Annotated in this window: 20 protein-coding genes and 1 pseudogene; 10 read left to right on the forward strand and 11 right to left on the reverse strand. The window is 34.6% G+C overall.

What is annotated here, in order from left to right:
• Nucleotides 1–199: 199 nt before the first annotated feature.
• Nucleotides 200–583: pseudogene (locus tag AC3WVA_RS14890) on the forward strand (PH domain-containing protein).
• Nucleotides 584–670: 87 nt separating this feature from the next.
• Here the strand turns inward: AC3WVA_RS14890 and fumC are convergent.
• Nucleotides 671–2,059 carry a class II fumarate hydratase gene (fumC, locus tag AC3WVA_RS14895; RefSeq protein WP_098345354.1) on the reverse strand — a complete coding sequence of 463 codons (1,389 nt, stop codon included), beginning with the start codon at nt 2,057–2,059 and terminating at the stop codon, nt 671–673.
• A 192-nt stretch (nt 2,060–2,251) separates the two neighbouring features.
• Between fumC and AC3WVA_RS14900 the strand changes: the two genes are divergently transcribed.
• Nucleotides 2,252–2,962, forward strand: coding sequence for an SDR family NAD(P)-dependent oxidoreductase (locus AC3WVA_RS14900; protein WP_098345355.1), 711 nt, complete (start codon nt 2,252–2,254; stop codon nt 2,960–2,962).
• A gap of 16 nt (nt 2,963–2,978) precedes the next feature.
• On the forward strand, nt 2,979–3,359 hold the full coding sequence (locus AC3WVA_RS14905) for a MerR family transcriptional regulator (protein ID WP_098033413.1): 381 nt from the start codon (nt 2,979–2,981) through the stop codon (nt 3,357–3,359).
• 42 nt (nt 3,360–3,401) lie between these two features.
• Here the strand turns inward: AC3WVA_RS14905 and nhaC are convergent, their stop codons facing one another.
• The 4 genes from nhaC to AC3WVA_RS14925 form a co-directional block, all read right to left on the reverse strand.
• Nucleotides 3,402–4,805, reverse strand: coding sequence for a Na+/H+ antiporter NhaC (gene nhaC / locus AC3WVA_RS14910; protein ID WP_098345356.1), 1,404 nt, complete (start codon nt 4,803–4,805; stop codon nt 3,402–3,404).
• 324 nt (nt 4,806–5,129) lie between these two features.
• The gene (locus AC3WVA_RS14915; protein WP_048527207.1) at nt 5,130–5,789 is read right to left on the reverse strand and encodes a class I SAM-dependent methyltransferase; all 660 of its coding nucleotides are present in this window, start codon (nt 5,787–5,789) and stop codon (nt 5,130–5,132) included.
• Nucleotides 5,790–5,901: 112 nt separating this feature from the next.
• On the reverse strand, nt 5,902–6,786 hold the full coding sequence (locus AC3WVA_RS14920) for a TIGR03943 family putative permease subunit (RefSeq protein WP_098345357.1): 885 nt from the start codon (nt 6,784–6,786) through the stop codon (nt 5,902–5,904).
• Between the two features lie 13 nt (nt 6,787–6,799).
• A complete protein-coding gene (locus tag AC3WVA_RS14925) occupies nt 6,800–7,777 on the reverse strand; it encodes a permease (protein WP_098345358.1) in 978 nt (325 codons plus the stop codon).
• Nucleotides 7,778–7,962: 185 nt separating this feature from the next.
• Here AC3WVA_RS14925 and AC3WVA_RS14930 point away from each other — a divergent pair, with 185 nt between their 5' ends.
• The 3 genes from AC3WVA_RS14930 (at nt 7,963) to AC3WVA_RS14940 (ending at nt 10,991) form a co-directional block, all read left to right on the forward strand.
• Nucleotides 7,963–9,150 carry a GTP-binding protein gene (locus AC3WVA_RS14930; protein WP_098345359.1) on the forward strand — a complete coding sequence of 396 codons (1,188 nt, stop codon included), beginning with the start codon at nt 7,963–7,965 and terminating at the stop codon, nt 9,148–9,150.
• A 187-nt stretch (nt 9,151–9,337) separates the two neighbouring features.
• Complete coding sequence (locus AC3WVA_RS14935) at nt 9,338–10,303, forward strand: EamA family transporter (RefSeq protein ID WP_142320964.1); 966 nt, start codon at nt 9,338–9,340, stop codon at nt 10,301–10,303.
• Nucleotides 10,304–10,319: 16 nt separating this feature from the next.
• The gene (locus tag AC3WVA_RS14940; protein ID WP_098345432.1) at nt 10,320–10,991 is read left to right on the forward strand and encodes a GntR family transcriptional regulator; all 672 of its coding nucleotides are present in this window, start codon (nt 10,320–10,322) and stop codon (nt 10,989–10,991) included.
• Between the two features lie 59 nt (nt 10,992–11,050).
• On the opposite strand, the gene fbpA is transcribed toward AC3WVA_RS14940, so the two are convergent.
• A complete protein-coding gene (gene fbpA, locus AC3WVA_RS14945; RefSeq protein WP_000098301.1) occupies nt 11,051–11,221 on the reverse strand; it encodes a Fur-regulated basic protein FbpA in 171 nt (56 codons plus the stop codon).
• A 193-nt stretch (nt 11,222–11,414) separates the two neighbouring features.
• On the reverse strand, nt 11,415–12,314 hold the full coding sequence (locus AC3WVA_RS14950) for a cation diffusion facilitator family transporter (RefSeq protein WP_492322018.1): 900 nt from the start codon (nt 12,312–12,314) through the stop codon (nt 11,415–11,417).
• Between the two features lie 211 nt (nt 12,315–12,525).
• Between AC3WVA_RS14950 and AC3WVA_RS14955 the strand changes: the two genes are divergently transcribed.
• Nucleotides 12,526–13,599 carry a WD40/YVTN/BNR-like repeat-containing protein gene (locus AC3WVA_RS14955; protein ID WP_098345361.1) on the forward strand — a complete coding sequence of 358 codons (1,074 nt, stop codon included), beginning with the start codon at nt 12,526–12,528 and terminating at the stop codon, nt 13,597–13,599.
• 39 nt (nt 13,600–13,638) lie between these two features.
• Here the strand turns inward: AC3WVA_RS14955 and AC3WVA_RS14960 are convergent, their stop codons facing one another.
• Both AC3WVA_RS14960 and AC3WVA_RS14965 read right to left on the reverse strand, forming a co-directional pair.
• Nucleotides 13,639–14,739, reverse strand: coding sequence for a DUF4179 domain-containing protein (locus AC3WVA_RS14960; RefSeq protein WP_098345362.1), 1,101 nt, complete (start codon nt 14,737–14,739; stop codon nt 13,639–13,641).
• Nucleotides 14,736–15,302, reverse strand: coding sequence for a sigma-70 family RNA polymerase sigma factor (locus AC3WVA_RS14965; protein ID WP_098345363.1), 567 nt, complete (start codon nt 15,300–15,302; stop codon nt 14,736–14,738). Before AC3WVA_RS14965 ends, AC3WVA_RS14960 begins: the two co-directional genes overlap by 4 nt.
• A 262-nt stretch (nt 15,303–15,564) precedes the next feature.
• Here AC3WVA_RS14965 and asnB point away from each other — a divergent pair, with 262 nt between their 5' ends.
• On the forward strand, nt 15,565–17,388 hold the full coding sequence (gene asnB, locus AC3WVA_RS14970; RefSeq protein ID WP_098345364.1) for an asparagine synthase (glutamine-hydrolyzing): 1,824 nt from the start codon (nt 15,565–15,567) through the stop codon (nt 17,386–17,388).
• 42 nt (nt 17,389–17,430) lie between these two features.
• Here asnB and AC3WVA_RS14975 read toward each other — a convergent pair whose 3' ends face one another.
• On the reverse strand, nt 17,431–18,258 hold the full coding sequence (locus tag AC3WVA_RS14975) for a PP2C family serine/threonine-protein phosphatase (protein WP_048527198.1): 828 nt from the start codon (nt 18,256–18,258) through the stop codon (nt 17,431–17,433).
• Between the two features lie 124 nt (nt 18,259–18,382).
• Between AC3WVA_RS14975 and AC3WVA_RS14980 the strand changes: the two genes are divergently transcribed.
• Together AC3WVA_RS14980 and AC3WVA_RS14985 are read left to right on the forward strand one after the other, a co-directional pair.
• A complete protein-coding gene (locus AC3WVA_RS14980) occupies nt 18,383–18,793 on the forward strand; it encodes a MarR family winged helix-turn-helix transcriptional regulator (RefSeq protein ID WP_098345365.1) in 411 nt (136 codons plus the stop codon).
• Entirely contained in the window at nt 18,777–19,106 is a 330-nt protein-coding gene (locus AC3WVA_RS14985) for a DUF3147 family protein (protein WP_098520717.1), read from the forward strand. Before AC3WVA_RS14980 ends, AC3WVA_RS14985 begins: the two co-directional genes overlap by 17 nt.
• A 35-nt stretch (nt 19,107–19,141) precedes the next feature.
• On the opposite strand, the gene AC3WVA_RS14990 is transcribed toward AC3WVA_RS14985, so the two are convergent.
• On the reverse strand, nt 19,142–19,513 hold the full coding sequence (locus AC3WVA_RS14990) for a hypothetical protein (RefSeq protein WP_048527195.1): 372 nt from the start codon (nt 19,511–19,513) through the stop codon (nt 19,142–19,144).
• Nucleotides 19,514–19,517: the final 4 nt, after the last annotated feature.

Consider the following 19,517-nt stretch of genomic DNA (forward strand, 5'->3'; position numbering starts at 1 on the left):
TATGACTAACGCTACCTTTCTATTTTTATAAGCCACTTCATGCCACTCCACTATTACAAAACTTCTTTTGAATTTATTCCATCAAAAAATTTTACATGAATAATAAGTCGAAGGAATATGCAATTCTGCATATCAACACGTTTTATCACAATATTATGATTCATTTTAGTTAAAGAACACGTATACCGAGGTGACTAACTTGAAATTTAAAGCGAAAAAAAATCCGTTTCACGTCATTTTCATTTCATTATTTATCATAATTTTTTTCACTCTCATGATGCTGCTAAATGTCGTAAATCTTTCTTCCTTCTATTTTTCTCACTACCATATAACTGCTTCCTCTCTTATTGTAAAACATGGTTTCATATTTCATACTGAAATTCCATTTGAAGACATTCGCCACATTAAATACTCTGGTAAAAAACTTCATTCAAAAAGATGGACTAGACAGCAATTAGAAATCCATTACAATTTATTTGACTCAGTAACTGTTTTTATACCCCAAGATGAAAAATAGTTCATTTCAGTCTTAAAAGAAAACTGTCCGCATATGAAAGTATTGAATATGCCTGCTAACAAATAATATATTTTGGTACTTACAGTAATACAAATAGAAAAAATACATATTAAAAAAGCCAAGATTCTAAACGAAGAATCTCGGCTCTTTTTATTACTCTTTCGGAGCAATCATTTTTTTCGGATCTACAATTTCATCAAATTGCTCTTCTGTTAGTAGTCCAGATTGTAGTGCTGCTTCTTTTAAAGTTAACCCTTCTTTATGAGCATGCTTCGCAATTTTCGCTGCATTTTCATATCCAATATGCGGGTTTAATGCTGTAACAAGCATTAATGAACGATTCACATTCTCTTTAATTACTTCTTCATCAGCTTCAATACCAACTGCACAATTATCATTAAACGATACAATTGCGTCTGCTAATAAGTGAGCGGATTGTAAGAAGTTATACGCAATAACAGGTTTAAATACGTTCAACTCAAAATTACCTTGACTCGCAGCAAATCCGATTGTTGCATCATTTCCCATTACTTGTGCTACAACCATCGTTAACGCTTCACTTTGCGTTGGATTTACTTTACCTGGCATAATAGAGCTTCCTGGCTCATTTGCGGGAATAATAATTTCTCCTAGACCACTACGTGGACCGCTTGCTAGCCAGCGTACATCGTTAGCGATTTTCATTAAATCAGCTGCTAATGCTTTTAATGCGCCATGCGTATATACAACTTCATCATGGCTCGTTAATGCATGAAACTTATTTGGTGCAGAAATAAATTGCTTACCTGTAAATTGGCTAATTTCCTCTGACACCATCTCACCAAATTTAGGATGAGCATTAATACCTGTTCCAACTGCAGTACCACCAATTGCAAGCTCTTTCATATATGTATTACTCTCAGCAATCATACGCTCTGTTTTTTCAAGCATACGGTGCCATCCGCTAATTTCTTGTCCTAATGTTAACGGTGTTGCATCTTGTAAGTGTGTACGACCAATTTTTATAATATGTTCAAATGCAGTTACTTTTTCTGCTAGCGTTTCTTTTAATTTCGTAATTGCTGGTAAGACGTGATTTTCTACCGCAATTACACATGCTACATGAAGCGCTGTTGGAAATGTATCATTTGAACTTTGGGACATGTTCACATCATCATTCGGATGAATATGTACGTCAGTTCCCTTCTCTTTCAAAATTTGATTCCCACGATTTGCAATTACTTCATTCACATTCATGTTTGACTGAGTACCACTACCTGTTTGCCATACGACAAGCGGAAAATGTTCATTCCATTTTCCTGCAATCACTTCGTCAGCTGCTGTCACAATTGCTTCTGCTTTTTCTTCTGATAGCTTTCCTAATTTTTGATTACTAAGTGCTGCACTCTTTTTTAAAATGGCAAATGCTTTTACAATTTCAAGTGGCATTTGCTCTGTTCCAATCGGGAAGTTTTCTTTACTGCGTTGTGTTTGTGCTGCCCATAATTTATCAGCTGGAACTTTTATTTCTCCTATTGTATCTCTTTCAATTCTGTACTCCATTTTTTCATCCCCTTGAAAATAAAATACCTACATCTCTTATAATAACAGACTTCCCCCTTAAATGATAAGAATTCTCACTCATATATGTAAATATTCTATATTTATTTTTAAAAATTCCTCTTGACCTAAACTTAAGTTTAGGCTGTATCCTTTCCTTTGTAACCTACTATAACAATACTGGAGGAATTCAATATGAAAAAATATGCTTTTATAACAGGTGCGAATAAAGGAATTGGATATGAACTTGTTCGTCAATTAACAGAAAAAGATTATCATGTATTTTTAGGTGCTCGTAATGAACAACTTGGACAACAAGCCGTAGAATCTTTAAATGTTTCAAACGTTTCCTATATTCAAGTAGATATTTCAAATTCACAATCCATTCAAGAAGCAACAAAGAAAATTTACGAAACGACTGATCACTTACATTTATTAATTAATAACGCAGGCATAGCGCTAGACTTCAATATGCTACCTAGTGAATTAAATATTGAAACTTTACGCCAAGGATTTGAAGTTAATTTTTTTGGAACTTTCCAAATGATGCAAGCCTTTTTACCATTATTAAAGAATTCAAGCAACAGTAAAATAATAAATGTAACAACTGACATGGCCTCACTAACAATGTTTGCTAATGGTGAAACACATCCAATTAATACACTAGGATATAATTCTTCAAAAACAGCTATTAATGCTTTAACATTAGCTTTTAGTAAAGAATTTGCTACTAACGGTCCAGAAGTATTTGGGGTAACTCCTGGTTTTACAACTACGGATCTTAATGGAAATTCCCCCGGTGGCCATACAACCACTGAAAGTGCTAAAATTATTATTAAATATGCATTAAGTGAAACAAACTATAATGGTAAAATACTAAATAAAGATGGCATTATACCTTGGTAATAAAAGGATGAATGATATGTATTATACAATTGGACAAGTCGCCAAAATGCAACACTTAACAATTTCTCAAATACGTTATTACGATAAACAAGGACTGTTCCCTTTTCTGCAAAGAAACGAAAAAGGAGATCGAGTTTTTGATGAAGAAGCACTGAAATATTTAGAGATGATTTTGTGTTTAAAAAACACTGGTATGCCAATTCAAAAAATAAAACAATTTATCGACTGGTCTATGGATGGAGAATCCACCATCTTTCAACGGTTGGAATTAATGAAACAACAGGAGACAAATGTCTTACAGCTCATTCAAGACACTGAAAAAAACTTAAAAAAGATACAACAAAAAATTGCTAAATATGAGAATGAAATTACTTCAGCAAATGCTATTACAAAATAAAAAAATCACCTTCTACATATTGTAGAAGGTGATTTTTTTATTTTATGATGCTTGCTTTCCTTTATCGGCATCATCTACATACCAGATGAATTTGCCTGTATATCCGTAAATAACTGCTAAAATTAACGATACGAAGCTTAACCACATAAATGGAACATATGAGAACGTTGCTACACCTAAAATACCAGCCATAAAAATACCATTGTCAGACCATGGAACCATACCTGAAGTTAACGTTCCACCTACTTCTGAGTTACGTGCTAATACACGTCGGTCTATTTTTAATTTATCATAGCTATCTTCCATAATTTTCGGTGTTAAAATTAGTGATACGTACATCGCACAACCAAATATATTCGCTAAGAATGCCACGATTAATGTAGACAATGTTACATTACCTGCAGAATTTAATTTCTTCTCAAATTTTGATACGATTACTTTTAAAACACCTAGTTTTTCAAGTAATCCACCAAATCCTAAACCGAAAATAATAACGGCTACTGATCCAAGCATACCGTCAATTCCACCACGGTTTAATAACTTGTCAACAAACTCGACACCAGATTGAATTGAGAATCCGTTATACGCTGTTCCGATCGCCTCTCCAAAGTTCATTCCTTGGAAAAGAGTTGCCCAAATCGCACCAATTAAAGCTCCCATTGCAATTGTTGGCATAGACGGTTTCTTCATCGCTAATAGTACGATAACAATGACCGCCGGAACAAGCATCCATATTTTAATATCAAATTGCTTTAATAAAGCTTCTTTTAAAAACTCTACTCGATTCAAATCTACATTATCGCCGCCATACATCCAACCAGCTACAGTAAACATAATGCTAGTAATAATATAAGCCGGAACATCTAATACGAGCATAGCTCGAACGTGAGCAATAACATCTACTTTCGCCATAGAAGCTGCAAGAACTGTACTATCAGAAAGTGGTGATAATTTGTCGCCGAAATAAGCTCCTGAAAGAACTGCACCAGCAACAAGCGGAAGTGGTAATCCAAGCCCTTCACCAATCGCCATCATAGCAATACCTGCTGTTCCTACTGTTCCCCATGATGTTCCTGTCGCGATAGAAGTTATCGAACAAATAATTAATGTTGCTAATAGGAATATGCTAGGGTGGATAAACTCTAATCCATAATAGATTAATGTTGGTACAACGCCACCAGCAATCCACGTTCCAATTAAAGCACCTACTGCAACTAAAATCAGTATTGCTTCTAATCCGTTAGAAATTCCTTTCGTAATTGCATCTTGCAATTCTTGATAACGAAATCCTAATCTTAATCCAAGCGCAATTACTAAAAACCATGAAATAAATAGCGCTAATTGAATTGGGAGATCAAAAATCGTTTGGAAGGAAAAGACAACAGCAAGAAATAGTAATAAAAGAACTATGATTTCTAGCATCGATGGTAATCTTACACTTTTCATTTTTTTCTCTCCTTACAAGTCGATAACATGACGTGTGTCGTCTTACATGTATGTGATATACAATTAGCGAAGACAAAACAAAATTTTCATATTATTTCGATTTATTTTTCCAGTATAATATAACACCTTTTCTATTGTAAAAGTAGATGTTACTTTTCGCAATGGAAAATATAAAAAATGTTACATTTTTATATAGAACCATCCAAGAATAACTTTTTTAATATTTGCCACAACAAAACTTTTTACTATTATCCTCACCTTTTAAACACTTACATTTTTCCCACAAAAAAAGCACACATCATTAAAATGATGCATGCTCCACTTTTATTTATACATATTTTGTATTTCTTCTTTATTTTTAAGTATTTCCACAAACTGATCGCTACAACCTTTCGGAAATAATACTCCGAGTCCATATGAATGTTCAAACTGAAAATGAGGGTACTTCGCCTTGACCTCATCCCAAAATTTATACACGCCGAAGTTTCGGTTTTTCACCTCAATATCATGAAATAACACGATACCGTTATTCGCAAGTTTCGGTAACCATGTTTTATAATCATGAGAAACTGCTTCATACGTATGGTAGCCATCAATATGCAACAAATTTATCGTTCCATCTTGAAACTGATCCACAGCCTCATCAAAAGTAGATCGAATTAAATTACCTATACTAGGATAGCTCATTTTCACCACTTTATCTACGATTTGAAAAACACCTTCTCCATATGGACCTGTATGCCCATCTCCTGTCCAAGTATCTACAGCAAAACATTTTGTAGGTAACCCTCCATCTTTTACCCCTTGACAAAAACTGAAAAAAGAAGCGCCTAAATGTGTGCCTAGCTCAACTAATATTTCCGGCTTTTCAAATCTTACTAAATCATATGCGAACTCTAAATGCCCAATCCACGCAGTATTCGCACGAATAAATGGACTATAATTATCAAATTCAAATGTTGGTTTATGAGTAACCCAGTTCATCGCGTATCTCCTTCTACACATATTTTTAACAAACCAAATTACTCTTATCTTTATTTTTTTATCGTCATGATTATGATTCTATTTCATGAAAATATGAAGAATTTATTCTTTTTTATTGGGGTAAAGCATCATATACATATGGGTCTGTTGGCTTATTGATTTTCTCCACTTTGTTTACTTTTACGAGTGGAAATAGCGTTCCTTTATATGTCGTTTCGTCCAACAAACCTGTTATTTTCACCCATGTTTCCTGTGGGAGCTTTTTTACGTTTTCCCCTGCAACAATCATCCCCCAGACAGATGCATCCGCAATACAACAAGTTATGCCGTATCGCGCCACTACCGCTTTATCACCCGTCACATCCTTATCATTATAGATAAACCCTGAGAATGTAATTTCTTTCCCTTTAAACCCTTTTACATCTTGGCCAATTATACTCATTGTTTGAACATAATCCTTATCCTCTACTTGTATTTTTCGTTGTCCTAACATACTTTTTTCTAATTGCTCTTCCACTTGATCTGTCACTTTTAAATTCGAGGTTTCATCTTGATCAACTAATATTTCTTTCCAATTAGAATTTGCCTGTATTCCCTCTTTTTCGTTCTTTTCCATACTTCTTGCCTGTACACTTTGAGTCATACCCCTTTTTCCCGCTAAACTTCCGTCAATTGTTACACTTCCAAATAGAAAAGCACTAATAATCGGAACAACAAATACAACATATACAAAGAAACTTTTCATCCCTGATTTTAATGCTGTATGATGCTTACAACAATTACAATCATCCTGTTTTTCTCTCCCATCTCTCCAAACTTGTAAAGAACCAAGAAGTAAAATCACTACAAAAGCTATATACGTAAATTTAATCATTTTTGGAGCGATAAAATTATAAATATTCCCTGTTACAAATAGTTTAAATAAGAGCATTGCTAAACCAATTAAAATAATGCCACGAATATAGCGATGATAAGCTTTCTGTTCCTGTTCCTCCACTTTCTCCCACCTCCTATAACGTTGTAATTTGCACGATTGTGTACACCGATAAAATAATAATTCCAATCAAAAAGAATACAAATCTCCTTTGAAAATAAGCAAATAGCATCAATGTATTTTTCATATCAAGCATAGGTCCAAACACAAGAAATGCGAGAAGTGCTTTTACAGAGAAAACATGTCCAAAAGATGCTGCTATAAATGCATCGGCTGCTGAGCAAATTGATAAAACATAACCCAATCCCATCATAATAATTGGGGAAATCACTTCATTATGCGCCACTGTATCAAGTACATTTCGATCAAAAAACGTTTGAAATACACTCGCAAAAAAAGCACCAATCAACAAATATTTACCCGTATCAAAAAACTCATCTACAGTGTGATTCACGACATTCCCCCAGCCCTTTTTTTCTTTTTTCTGAACCGGATCCTCTATATCTTTTAAAATATTTTTCCCACGATAGAAATAATACACAATTAGCCCTACTAATAGCGCCGCACAAATTGTTATCCCAAAGCGTGCATATACAACTACATCATTTTTTTGAAATGCATATACGGTAGATAAAAGAACAATCGGATTCATAATTGGTGCACTCAATAATATTACAATTCCAACATGAAGAGGGAGTCCTTTTTGAATAAGTCTTCTTACGATTGGTATAATGACACATTCACACATCGGAAAAATGATTCCGACAAATACCGCTGGAATCATTGCAACAATCTGTGATTTCGGCATTACTTTTTGAATCATATCTTCCGTCACAAACACTTGAATGAGAGAAGAAACAATTACCCCTAATAAAATAAAAGGTATTGCTTCAAATATAATACTTAAAAACACCGTATTCACATTCAACCATTCTTTTGGCATACTTTTATGCAAATTTGCTAAACTTGTAAAATCTACGAAAAATAATAAAAAAAGAAAAATAGCAATAAGGGCTATTCCTATTAATTCTTTTGAAGCTCTATTAAAAACCAACATGATCCCCCCACTCTATTCATATTAGACCGTATACTTGTCCAAATGCCCTACACTACTACAGCACAAATTTGATAGTTTATTCCTATTCTTAAATCGTAATCATTATGATTTATTATTGATTTTTTCTTTTTTATCCCTTAATATAAAACGTAATCATTACGATTTAAAGGAGAGATCATTTTATGAAAAAAGTACCTATCACTGTATTAAGTGGTTTTCTAGGAGCTGGAAAAACCACTCTACTACATCATATTTTGGCTAATAAGAGCAACTTAAAAGTAGCTGTTATCGTTAATGATATGAGTGAACTAAACATTGATGCGTCACTTATAAAAAAAGGTGGATTTTCACGTACGGAAGAGAAATTAGTAGAAATTCAAAATGGTTGTATCTGCTGTACACTACGAGAAGATTTAATGATAGAAGTGAGTCGGCTTGTTGAAAACGATGATATTGACTATATAGTTATTGAATCTTCAGGTATAAGTGAGCCGATTCCAGTTGCCCAAACATTTACTTATACTGACGAAGTACTTCATATCGATTTAACGAAAAATTGTCGCCTCGATACGATGGTTACAGTTGTAGATGCAAATACATTTTGGGATGATTTTGCAGATGGTGAAAGTTTATTAGACCGTAAACAGGCTATCGATGAAAATGATACTCGAGAAGTTATTGATTTACTAATAGACCAAATTGAATTTGCGAATGTCATTATTCTTAATAAAATTGATTTAATAGAAAAAGAAGATAGGATAGAACTTCATCATTTATTACAAAAATTAAATCCCGGTGCAAAAATTATTGAAGCTTCATTTAGCAACGTACCATTGCAAGAAATTTTAAATACAAATTTATTCAATTATGAGGAAGCGAGTCAATCGGCGGGCTGGATGCAAGAACTAAATAGTGAACATCACACACCCGAAACTGAAGAATATAGTATCAATTCCTTTGTGTACCGTCGTAAATCCCCTTTCCATCCTGAACGCCTTATGAATTGGCTAAAAAAATGGCCTGTAGATGTTGTAAGAGCGAAAGGCTTTTTCTGGCTCGCATCTCGTAATAATATGATAGGGCTTCTATCTCAAGCAGGTTCCTCTATTACAATTCAAGGAGCCGGTGAATGGATAGCGGCATTACCTGAAACTGAAAGAAATCAAATTATTACAGAAGAACCCGAAGTATTGAAAAACTGGGACGAGCGATATGGTGATCGAATAACTGAGCTCGTATTTATCGGTATTGATATGAATCGTTCTGTGATTGAACAATCATTAGATGATTGTCTATTAACAGAAAAGGAAATGGAACAAAACTGGAATACATTTGTTGACCCTATTCCGGCTTTTACTTACACTTCATAATCTAAAATAAAAAGGCTTCCATAAACAGAAGCCTTTTTTATTTTATCGTTCTCTTAATTAACAAACTTTCTTTAATTTAAATAACAACTTTACATTAAGAAAGAAATTTCAGTTTATTTTTTATGCACTCCGTGATATATTGCATATTGCATACAATATATTTTTTTGAAAGGAGACTATATACATTATGGATCCAAATCGTTTAAAAGGAATCATTATGGTTGTAATTGGTGCTTGTTTATGGGGATTGTCCGGAACAGCTGCACAACAACTTTTTCAATATGAGCAAGTTTCTACTGAATGGTTAGTTACAATCCGATTGCTTATATCGGGCGTTATCTTGCTCATTATTTCATCATTTGGGACGAACAGAAAAGAAATATTCGGCATATGGAAACAAAGATCTGATGCTACTAAAATGATATTGTTTGGCCTATTCGGTATGCTTGCTGTACAGTACACGTACTTTGCTTCTATTAAAGAAGGAAATGCCGCCGTCGCAACATTATTGCAATATTTAGCTCCTATATTTATTACTGTATACTTACTTTTCAAATGGAACGTTCGTCCATCAAAAATTGATTTCATTTCAATTGCCCTTTCATTAGTAGGCACTTTTCTCTTACTAACAAACGGATCGGTTCATAACTTAGCTGTTTCTACACCAGCTATTATTTGGGGTATTTTATCTGGATTATCTCTCGCTTTTTATAGTTTATATTCAAAGGGATTACTAGAAAGATGGTCTTCCTCTGTTATCGTTGGATGGGGCATGATTATTGGAGGTATTGGTGTAACGATTGTACACTTTATTTCTACGAAAGAATTCATTTTATTATCAACTATGAAATATGTAAAACTAAGTACTCTACCTCTCATCACATTTGTCGTCATTTTCGGGACACTTATTGCATTTTATTTATACTTAGACAGCATACGATACTTGACACCGAAAGAGACGACATTATTCGGTTGTACTGAACCACTTGCAGCTATTATTTCTTCCGTACTTATATTACATGTACCGTTTCAATCTTTTCAGTTATTAGGGGCTTTTTGTGTCATTGTAATGGTGCTCATCTTAAGCCAAAAACCGGATGAAGGGAAACCGAAATTAAAGCTTGTTCATGAGAAAAAAGAAAATATACAATGAAAGGATTGAATTCACTATGCCTATCCCTCAAAATTATAAAAAACAAGGAAGAGTTTCGGCGAAATCACTCGTTTTAAATCAATTACAAGATTGGATTATTGAAGGTGTACTGCAGCCTAATGAAAAAGTTAATGATGGCGAATTAGCTGAAGCACTAGGAGTAAGTAGAACACCTGTAAGGGAAGCACTACAAATATTAGAACTTTCTGGATTAGTGGAAATGGTACCTGGGCAAAAAACAAAAATTGCTCCTATTAAGTTAGACGACATTCCTATCATTTATGAAACGATGGCTGGTCTTCACTCTATTATAGGAAAGCAAGCACTTCAAAACATTACGGACGCTGATCTGAAACTACTTTCTGAAATAAATGATGATTTTCAGCGCTCTATAGAGAAGAAAAACGCAAAACAAGCTTTACAACTCGATATACAATTTCACAATACAATTTCTTCTATTGCTAAAAACCAATACATTGAACCCTTTCTAGAAAATATGCAACTTCACGTTTTACGTCTTGAATACTTGTTTTTCCAAAACTTCGTTCCAGCAAGTCAATCTATTGAAGAACATCACTCCATCATTCAAGCACTGCAAAAGCAGGACGAAAAACAAATAGAACGAATGATGTCTCAAAACTGGCTCCGTCCAATGAAAGAAATATCAAAAATAATTTCTAGGAAATAATAAAAGGTGAGCTGGTTACACAAAATCGTAACCAGCTCACCTTTTATTAATCTATATAGCTACGCCTGAATATCTGCATAATCTTCCATATCTTCGTACTCTTTTTCTAATTCCTCTAAAGACAGCTCGTATAATTGTCGGTCGCGAATTTTAAACACACCTGCTCCAATTAACTCATCAATTAAATGCCTCTTACGATTTTCAACAGCAAAACGGAGTTGACTACTCATCTTTTAAAAAACTCCTTTCCACGATCATTGAAAATGATAATCTTTATCAATTACCACTTTTGATTATAAAAGATGACTCGTTATAAGTAAAGTAATTTCATGAAATATTTACCTTACAAAGTATTTGTGGCCACATTATATATATGTATGTCGTGCGAAAAATGTTATGACACTTTTTCTTATCCTTTTTCTTTCATACTTTGCAAGTTGTCTCACTATGATTAAATTCACCATCTATCTCTACTTGAATGGTGACATGTTCTACATGAAATTTCTCCTTTAATACATCCGTAGCCTCTTTTAGTACACTTTGCGTTTCATTACCTTTAATAATCAAATGGCAAGTTAATACTTGAAAATCAGATGTGACAGACCATATATGCAAATCATGAACTTCTTTTACAACTGTAATATTTAATAATGCACTTTTTACCTCTTCAACATTTATATGCTGCGGTGCACCTTCCATTAATATATGGACCGTATCACGTGTTACACGCCATCCACTAATAATGACTAAAATAGACACAAGAATACTAGCAATCGCATCTGCAGCAGTCCAACCGAAAAATTTAATACATAGCGCTGCAATAATTGCTCCGACTGATCCTAATAGATCACCTAATACGTGTAAGAAAGCACTTCTTAAATTTAAATTACCTTTCACATCTCCGCCTCTCATTAATATCCAAGCTGATAAAATATTAATAAGCAGACCAAGTACAGCAATAATGAGCATCCCATTACTAGCAATCTCAACTGGTTCTTTAAAACGGCGAATCGCTTCAATAAAAATGTATACTGAAATGACTATAAGAACGACGCCATTACATAATGCCGCTAACATTTCGACTCGCTTATACCCGTATGTTTTCGCAGCTGTTGCTGTTTTTTCGCCAAGCTTGAACGCAAGTAAACTTAACGCTAAAGATACTGCATCACTTAACATATGCCCCGCGTCAGATAGAAGTGCTAAACTATTTGTTACAACTCCCCCAATTACTTCAGCAATCATAAAACTTGTCGTTAATACGAAAGCAATTAGCAACGCCTTTTTATTGTTAGAATGACCATGATCATGTGAATGTCCCATACGAATACTCCTTTAAGTGCAATATCTATATGTTAGTATGAAACAAACTCCCCATCTTTATCCCGAATTAACGCCCATAAACGTCCGCTTCCTCTATCTATACACTTCGCTATTTTTCAAACAAGTCCTTTTTCTCAACAAAAAATAAGACTACTTCTTTTTCAGCTTCATATTGTTTACTAATGAAAGAATTTTGAAGGAGGTTATGGAATTGAAACGACTATTTCTCTGTATGGAACGTGAACTTATTGTTGTAAAAGAACGATACGGTAACTATGAAATCTCATATCAATTACAAAATATGCAGCCTACTTGTATCGCAGTTGATCCATTCCAAAAGAATCGCGTATATTGCGGAACATTTGGACGAGGTTTATGGTTAAGCGACAATGGTGGTGATTCGTGGAGACCGATTGGAGATTCATATCGTTACTTTGATTTTCCTAAAGAAGATGGTATTTTACATTCTTCGATCACTTCCATTACGATAAGCTCTAATGAACAAATTAACGGCTATGGCGTCGTTTATGTCGGCACAGAACCGAGCGCTTTATTCCGTTCGGAAAATGGCGGTGAAACGTGGACGGAACTAAAAAATATGAAATCATTATTATCTTCTTATACGTGGGCTTTCCCGCCTAGACCTTTTACTCATCACGTGCGCTGGATTACAGTTGATCCAAACAATCCTAATACAATCCACGTTTCAATCGAAGCTGGTGCTGTTATTCAAAGTAATGATAAAGGGCATACATGGATGGATAAAAAATTTGGTGCTCCTATCGATGCTCATCAATTGCTTATGCACCCTGACGCTCCAAATCGCCTTTATGCATCATGTGGTGACGGATTTATGGGCGGACCTGATCGTGCATACCTTGAAAGCTATAACAGTGGAAATAGCTGGATATCATGCAGCGAAGGACTTGAACACCATTATTTATACAGCATGGCTATTGATCCGGCTGATTGCGATACAATTCTCGTTTCTGCCGCACCAAGTGCTGACCTCGCTCATCACCGTATTCCTTATGAATCTTATATTTATCGTAAAACGAAAGATACTCCTTTCGAGCAAGTACAGCAAGGTCTACCATCTGCAATCGGTACAGTCATTTCGATGTTTGCGACAAATCCAGCAGAACCACATACATTTTACACTTTAAATAACAATGGCTTGTTTCAATCCAATGATAGCGGCGAATCGTGGGATCAACTAAATATTCCTTGGAAAGATGAGTATAAAACGCAACATCCGCATGCGTTACTCGTAATTAGTTCTTAACGAAAAGCGACTGCCTAATGGTTTTAGGCAGTCGCTCTTCTATTTCTTTAAATCAATTACGATATCATCTAGAACAATATCTTTACTCTTCGCTTCTTTATTCGGCACTTCAATTTTCTTCTCTTTTCCATTTACATACTCCACTCCACCATGATTTTCAGGTGTATGAACTCGCAAGTGTACGCGAGGTGTCACGATAAGCTTTGTTGCATTTTCGTTTAGTTTTTGGAATGTGGAACTCCATCGAATATTGTAAGGATCGTTGCCACTTCCTCCATTTCCTTCACCCGGATAATTATTCCCTAAATCATCCTTAACCGTCAATTCAACATCTACACTATCCCATTCTTTCCTCGCATCCTTAGAAACTTCTTGATTGTAATAAAGAATAAATGAAACTGGCGATATTGCGACTTTTTCCATATTTGCTTTTATACCTTCTTTTTCCGAACTCCCACCAATTGTTCTCTCTTTACTATCTACTGATTTTACAATTAACGCGAAATTCCAATTACCTTGTATTGATTTTTTCCTATCTGGCATCTCTATTCCCTCTATATTCCATCTAAAGTTTACTTTATCCTTTTTATTACTATCATGGTGCGTCGTTGTTACCATACCTACATACTTTTTTTCAGTAACTTTAGTCATTTTTCCACTTCCTGAACTACCATGAGCGTCCATTATATCCAATCCGCCTAATATGATAGGATCATCCCCTAAGTCCTGCTCACTTTCCAGTGAATACGTTATAGATACTGTTCTGCCATCAGAAATTACATCATTAATTGTAACCTTAACCCCATTACTCTCCCTCGTCATATTCAATTCAGTCGAAAACTCTTTATAATTTTCATACAGACCTGTTCTACCATTATCTAAAAATCGGAATATATCACCTACAATTGGCAACCCCCCGGCATATGTAGGAAATCCGATACCAAGCGTTGCAACTGATAATCCTACTAAAATAGATGCAGCAGCAACACCTTTTTTCCAATTTCCCATCTTTTTCTTCGTACGTATCGATTGTTTTACATTGCGCTTCACTTTTTCTTTTTCAATTTCAGAAGCCTCAATTTCCTCAAGTTCTTTTTCATCTATATCAATATCATTTAATAATTCATAAATGTCTTTCATATGGCACTACCTCCAAAACTAATATTCGTAGCATTTTGTTGTAGTTTCTTTTTCCCACGGTACACACGATTATCGATTGCTGCCCGAGTTAATCCTAACTTTTCTCCTATTTCTTCTGTTTTCATGCCGAGAAGATATTTCATAATGAACACTTTTTGATCTAGCGGTTCTAATTGATTAATAAGCTTTAATAATTCTTCCCTATCTTCCATAACGATTAATTCATCTTCAGCTGACTTTTCCGTACTAATATGAAACTCATCTGAAATAATTTCTACTTTTCTAGTTGCTTTTCGGTAATAATCAATCGCTTTAAATTTCGCAATCGCCGCAATCCATTTTTTAAAGTCACTTGGCTCTCCATGAAATTTATTTGCGTTATTCCAAATGGAAAGAAATATATCATTTACACATTCCTCTATTAATCCATCATTTTGAACTGGAAGAAGAACTTTGTGTGTGATCCCTTTTATAAGTGGTAGGTATGTATCGACAACGAACTCTAGCGCATCTTCTTTTTGCCGTTGTAATCTTTTTATAAAATTTTTCTCATTTGATTTCATGTAGCGAGTCCCCTTATTTTTTTGTAAAAGCTTTTACACCCTATATAACGTCTTACAAAAAATTTTCTCTCATCTTTTTTATTTTTTGTATGTTATGGAATACTTTCTCTAAGCCATTGTCTCACATAACTACGCATTCAAAGAAAATTTTCTCAAGTCTGCAATTTAATTCATGTAGTACACTATTTATATAGTCATTCTTTAACTTAGTGTACATTTTATTTCGTTAATCTACTATTTTAAATTAGGAGATGAGATGTGTATGTGTGGAATTACAGGTTGGGTAGATTGGAAGAAAGATCTTTCAAATGAACATGTTATTTTAGAAAAGATGGCAAATTGTATTCAGCACCGTGGTCCTGATGCTGAAGGATTTTGGTTTTCACCTCGTGCTGCCTTTGCACACCGACGTTTAATTGTTATTGATCCAGAAGGCGGGACGCAGCCGAAGACATTTCGTACTGGTGATTATACGTATGCTCTTACTTATAATGGAGAAATTTATAATTTCCGTGAACTGAGAGAACAACTTCGAAAATGTGGTCATGCATTTGAAACGCATTCAGATACAGAAGTGTTACTACATGCTTATTTAGAATGGAAAGAAGATTGCGTACAACATTTGAATGGAATTTTCGCTTTTGCCTTATGGGATGATCAGAAGCAACAATTATTTTTAGCGCGTGATCATTTAGGCGTAAAGCCACTCTTTTACACAGAAAGAAATGACAGCATTATTTTCGGGTCTGAAATTAAAGCATTATTAGCGCATCCATCTGTCCCCGCTGAAATTGATGCGGATGGCCTAAACGAAATATTTGGATTAGGCTTATTTCGAACTCCAGGGTGTGGCGTCTTTAAACATATTCAAGAAGTGCGTGCTGGACATTGTATAACATTTACACGTGATAAAAAAGTAGTTACGAAGTATTGGAATTTAGAAAGTAAAGTTCATACAGACTGTACTGAAGATACATCATCACATATTTTATCTATTTTACAAGATACAGTAAAAAGACAATTAATTGCCGATGTTCCTCTCGTCTGTATGTTATCAGGAGGATTAGATTCTAGCGGTATTACTGCACTAGCGGGAAAAGAATTTGCTGCTGAAAATAAAACACTTCATACGTATTCCGTTGACTTTGTAAATAGCGCAAAAGATTTCGAGCTGACATTTGCTCGCACTGGTTTAGACGCTCCTTGGGTAAAACGCGTTTCCGAACATGTAGGGACATCTCATCATGACATTATTTTGAATGCTGAAGAATTAGCAAATCATTTATTCGTTCCCCTCCGTGCAAAAGATTTACCGAGTGCTGGTGAAATGGAAACTTCACTATATTTACTATTTTGCGAAATGAAAAAAGATGCAACTGTAGCTTTATCTGGAGAATCTGCTGATGAAGTATTCGGGGGATATCCTTGGTTTCACCAAGAAGAATTACTGTATGTAGATAAGTTTCCGTGGCTCACAAATTGGAAAAATACATCTCCTCTTCTACTAAATGAAATAAATAACGAATGTAACTTAGAAAACTATATTGATACACGATTCCAAGAAGCGATACTTGAAGTACCTACTCTTGAAGGTGAAAGTAAAAAATCCGCGAAGCAACGTCAAATGTTTTATTTATTTTTAACGAGATTTCTCCCGTTCTTACTTGACCGGAAAGACCGTATGAGTATGGCTGTAGGATTTGAAGTTCGCGTACCGTTTTGCGATTATCGATTAGTTGAATATTTATGGAACGTTCCTTTCAACATAAAAAGCATTGATAATATTGAAAAAGGCATTTTACGTAGAGCACTACAACCTGCTTTACCCGACGATGTACGTAATAGAAGAAAAAGCGCTTATCCAACTTCACAAGATCCACATTATCTGCAAACAATCCGTCATTTATCACTCGACATGTGCAGCAATAAAAATAATCCTATCTTCTCACTTATTAATCATTCCACACTACTTTCGATTGCCGATGAAAGCAATAAGGAAATTAACAATTTTGAAGCAAGAAGTGCTATGGAATACATGCTTCAAGTAAATGAATGGTTGAAAACATATCACATCCATATCGCTTAACAAAAAGGAGTTCAAGGGTAAAAACCTTGAACTCCTTTTATATTAATTAGCGCATCTTTTATTTTCAGTATCAATGGACCATCCAATAATAGTGGCACAGTCTCTACCTTTCCACTGTAGTACATTTGTTAATACTGGCTCAATCTGTAAGCTATTTCCGTCGTGCAATATTTCTACTAAAGATTGATCATCATCAAACCTTCGTTTATCACACTCTAAAATACCGTCCGTTGCCATTACAATGTGATTCATTCCTTTTTCTAATCCTCTTACACCTGACGTAAAGCAAGGTGTATTTGCTGCGAAAATATTTTTTCTACCAATATATTCGTAATTTTTCCGTTTATTTAATCGCCCTTTACTATTCTTCGTTTTCTCAGAATGGAATAAATATGCGAAACAATCACCAACTGATAGCCAATATAAAAATTCGCCTTTTCGTAAACAAATTAAGCATGCAAGTTCCTCATCATCTTGATCACATTTTTCAATAAACAACTCATCTGTAAATAACGCTAATAAGTACATATGTGTATGATGAAAAGCTAAATGTATCGGGTAGGAAAATAACTCTTTTAATTTCTCTTTTCTTTCTGAAATTGCTTCTACTATATAATTTATATTTTTTGTTTTGTGGTGTGTATCAAAAATCATAACAAATTCAAATTGTAATTCAGGATCCCACCAAGCAAGCACCGCATCTCCTCTTTCATATGCATCACTTTCTTGATTTCCCCCATATACGCCGACTGAAAGAGGACCACATTTTTCAACATGTATTTCATCTACATACATCTGTTCATGACTCATCCATTTGAATGTATTCACAGCTATCATCCTCTCTCTTGCTAAATGTATACCTTTACACATAGATTACCTTATATTTCAATAAAAATAAACTTTTTCAACATTTTCCATCCAAATAAAAGGATTTTACTTCTATACTCACGAATATATCTTATTATACGATATAAAAACAGGAGGATTTATCATTATGAAAGACATCAATCAGCATTGGGAGAGCATTTATTATCACTTACGATATGAGTATGAAGACAACCTTTCTCATCAAGCTATTCGTATTTTACAACTCATTTCTCGTGAGAAAGATATAACAATTGGAAAATTGGCTACTGAGCTTAGTCTCTCCCATAACACAGCGTCTGAACACGTAAAGCGCCTTATTCAAAAAGGATTTATCATGAAAGAAAGAAATAAACAAGATGAAAGAGTTGTGAACCTTACATTAACGAAAGAAGGCATTGGAGGATTAGAAAAGCATACTTTACTAGATAAAGAAAAGATAAAAATATTAGAATCTCAGTTATCAAAAGAAGAACAACAATTAATTGAAAAAGCCTTTTCTTTATTAGCGAAGGAGGCAAAATATGCATTTCCTCGTTAAAGTCATTGTTTCTGCACTTATTATTGGCGTTATTACTGAAGTCGCTAAACATTATAGTGCGATAGGCGGCTTTATCGCTGCCCTTCCACTCGTTAGTTTACTAAGTCTATTTTGGATTTCTTTCGAAGGCGGGAACAAACAAGAATTAAGTCAATTTGCTATAGGTGTATTATATGGATTTCCTGCATCCGCACTACTATTATTTATCGTCTATATTGGGTTAAGAAACTCATTTTCACTTAGTACATCTGTCCTGTTCGGTATAGGTGTTTGGTGTATCGTTTTTGCTTGTCAAAAATTATTTCAAGCATAAAAAAAGGAAGCAACTAAAGCTGCTTCCTTACTTATCTATTCATAATCTTCTTCATCATCGATTTCTTCGTAATACGAATTCCCATTACTTACATATATAGGGCCATTCGCAACGTCAATACGTAATACCCATGCCCATGGCACAGCTAAACGCTTATGTATTGATCGCCAAAAGCTCATTGATTTTCTTTCGTACTCCTGGAACTCCTGAAGTAACTCTTTGTAGGAGGAACCGTCTAACTGAATATTTGCTTCTAGCAAACGAGAATGGGCATAGTACTGCAGCTCTAGTTCAGCAGCAATTTCCATTTCTTCTTCCGTTGCCATACCAATAATTGCTCCATCTGCTGGTGCAATTTCATATACGTTGTGAACTTCAATAAGCCCTTCTTTCTCTTTCTCAAACATGTAA

The sequence above is a fragment of the Bacillus sp. EB106-04-02-XG92 genome, from assembly GCF_058791995.1.

What these genes read in the sequence shown, in the direction of transcription:
- fumC (WP_098345354.1), bottom strand. Translation starts at nt 2,059, where the DNA reads ATGGAGTACAGAATTGAAAGAGATACAATAGGAGAAATAAAAGTTCCA.
- AC3WVA_RS14900 (WP_098345355.1), top strand. Translation starts at nt 2,252, where the DNA reads ATGAAAAAATATGCTTTTATAACAGGTGCGAATAAAGGAATTGGATAT.
- AC3WVA_RS14905 (WP_098033413.1), top strand. Translation starts at nt 2,979, where the DNA reads ATGTATTATACAATTGGACAAGTCGCCAAAATGCAACACTTAACAATT.
- nhaC (WP_098345356.1), bottom strand. Translation starts at nt 4,805, where the DNA reads ATGAAAAGTGTAAGATTACCATCGATGCTAGAAATCATAGTTCTTTTA.
- AC3WVA_RS14915 (WP_048527207.1), bottom strand. Translation starts at nt 5,789, where the DNA reads ATGAACTGGGTTACTCATAAACCAACATTTGAATTTGATAATTATAGT.
- AC3WVA_RS14930 (WP_098345359.1), top strand. Translation starts at nt 7,963, where the DNA reads ATGAAAAAAGTACCTATCACTGTATTAAGTGGTTTTCTAGGAGCTGGA.
- AC3WVA_RS14935 (WP_142320964.1), top strand. Translation starts at nt 9,338, where the DNA reads ATGGATCCAAATCGTTTAAAAGGAATCATTATGGTTGTAATTGGTGCT.
- AC3WVA_RS14940 (WP_098345432.1), top strand. Translation starts at nt 10,320, where the DNA reads ATGCCTATCCCTCAAAATTATAAAAAACAAGGAAGAGTTTCGGCGAAA.
- fbpA (WP_000098301.1), bottom strand. Translation starts at nt 11,221, where the DNA reads ATGAGTAGTCAACTCCGTTTTGCTGTTGAAAATCGTAAGAGGCATTTA.
- AC3WVA_RS14950 (WP_492322018.1), bottom strand. Translation starts at nt 12,314, where the DNA reads ATGGGACATTCACATGATCATGGTCATTCTAACAATAAAAAGGCGTTG.
- AC3WVA_RS14960 (WP_098345362.1), bottom strand. Translation starts at nt 14,739, where the DNA reads ATGAAAGACATTTATGAATTATTAAATGATATTGATATAGATGAAAAA.
- AC3WVA_RS14965 (WP_098345363.1), bottom strand. Translation starts at nt 15,302, where the DNA reads ATGAAATCAAATGAGAAAAATTTTATAAAAAGATTACAACGGCAAAAA.
- asnB (WP_098345364.1), top strand. Translation starts at nt 15,565, where the DNA reads ATGTGTGGAATTACAGGTTGGGTAGATTGGAAGAAAGATCTTTCAAAT.
- AC3WVA_RS14975 (WP_048527198.1), bottom strand. Translation starts at nt 18,258, where the DNA reads ATGTGTAAAGGTATACATTTAGCAAGAGAGAGGATGATAGCTGTGAAT.
- AC3WVA_RS14980 (WP_098345365.1), top strand. Translation starts at nt 18,383, where the DNA reads ATGAAAGACATCAATCAGCATTGGGAGAGCATTTATTATCACTTACGA.
- AC3WVA_RS14985 (WP_098520717.1), top strand. Translation starts at nt 18,777, where the DNA reads ATGCATTTCCTCGTTAAAGTCATTGTTTCTGCACTTATTATTGGCGTT.
- AC3WVA_RS14990 (WP_048527195.1), bottom strand. Translation starts at nt 19,513, where the DNA reads ATGTTTGAGAAAGAGAAAGAAGGGCTTATTGAAGTTCACAACGTATAT.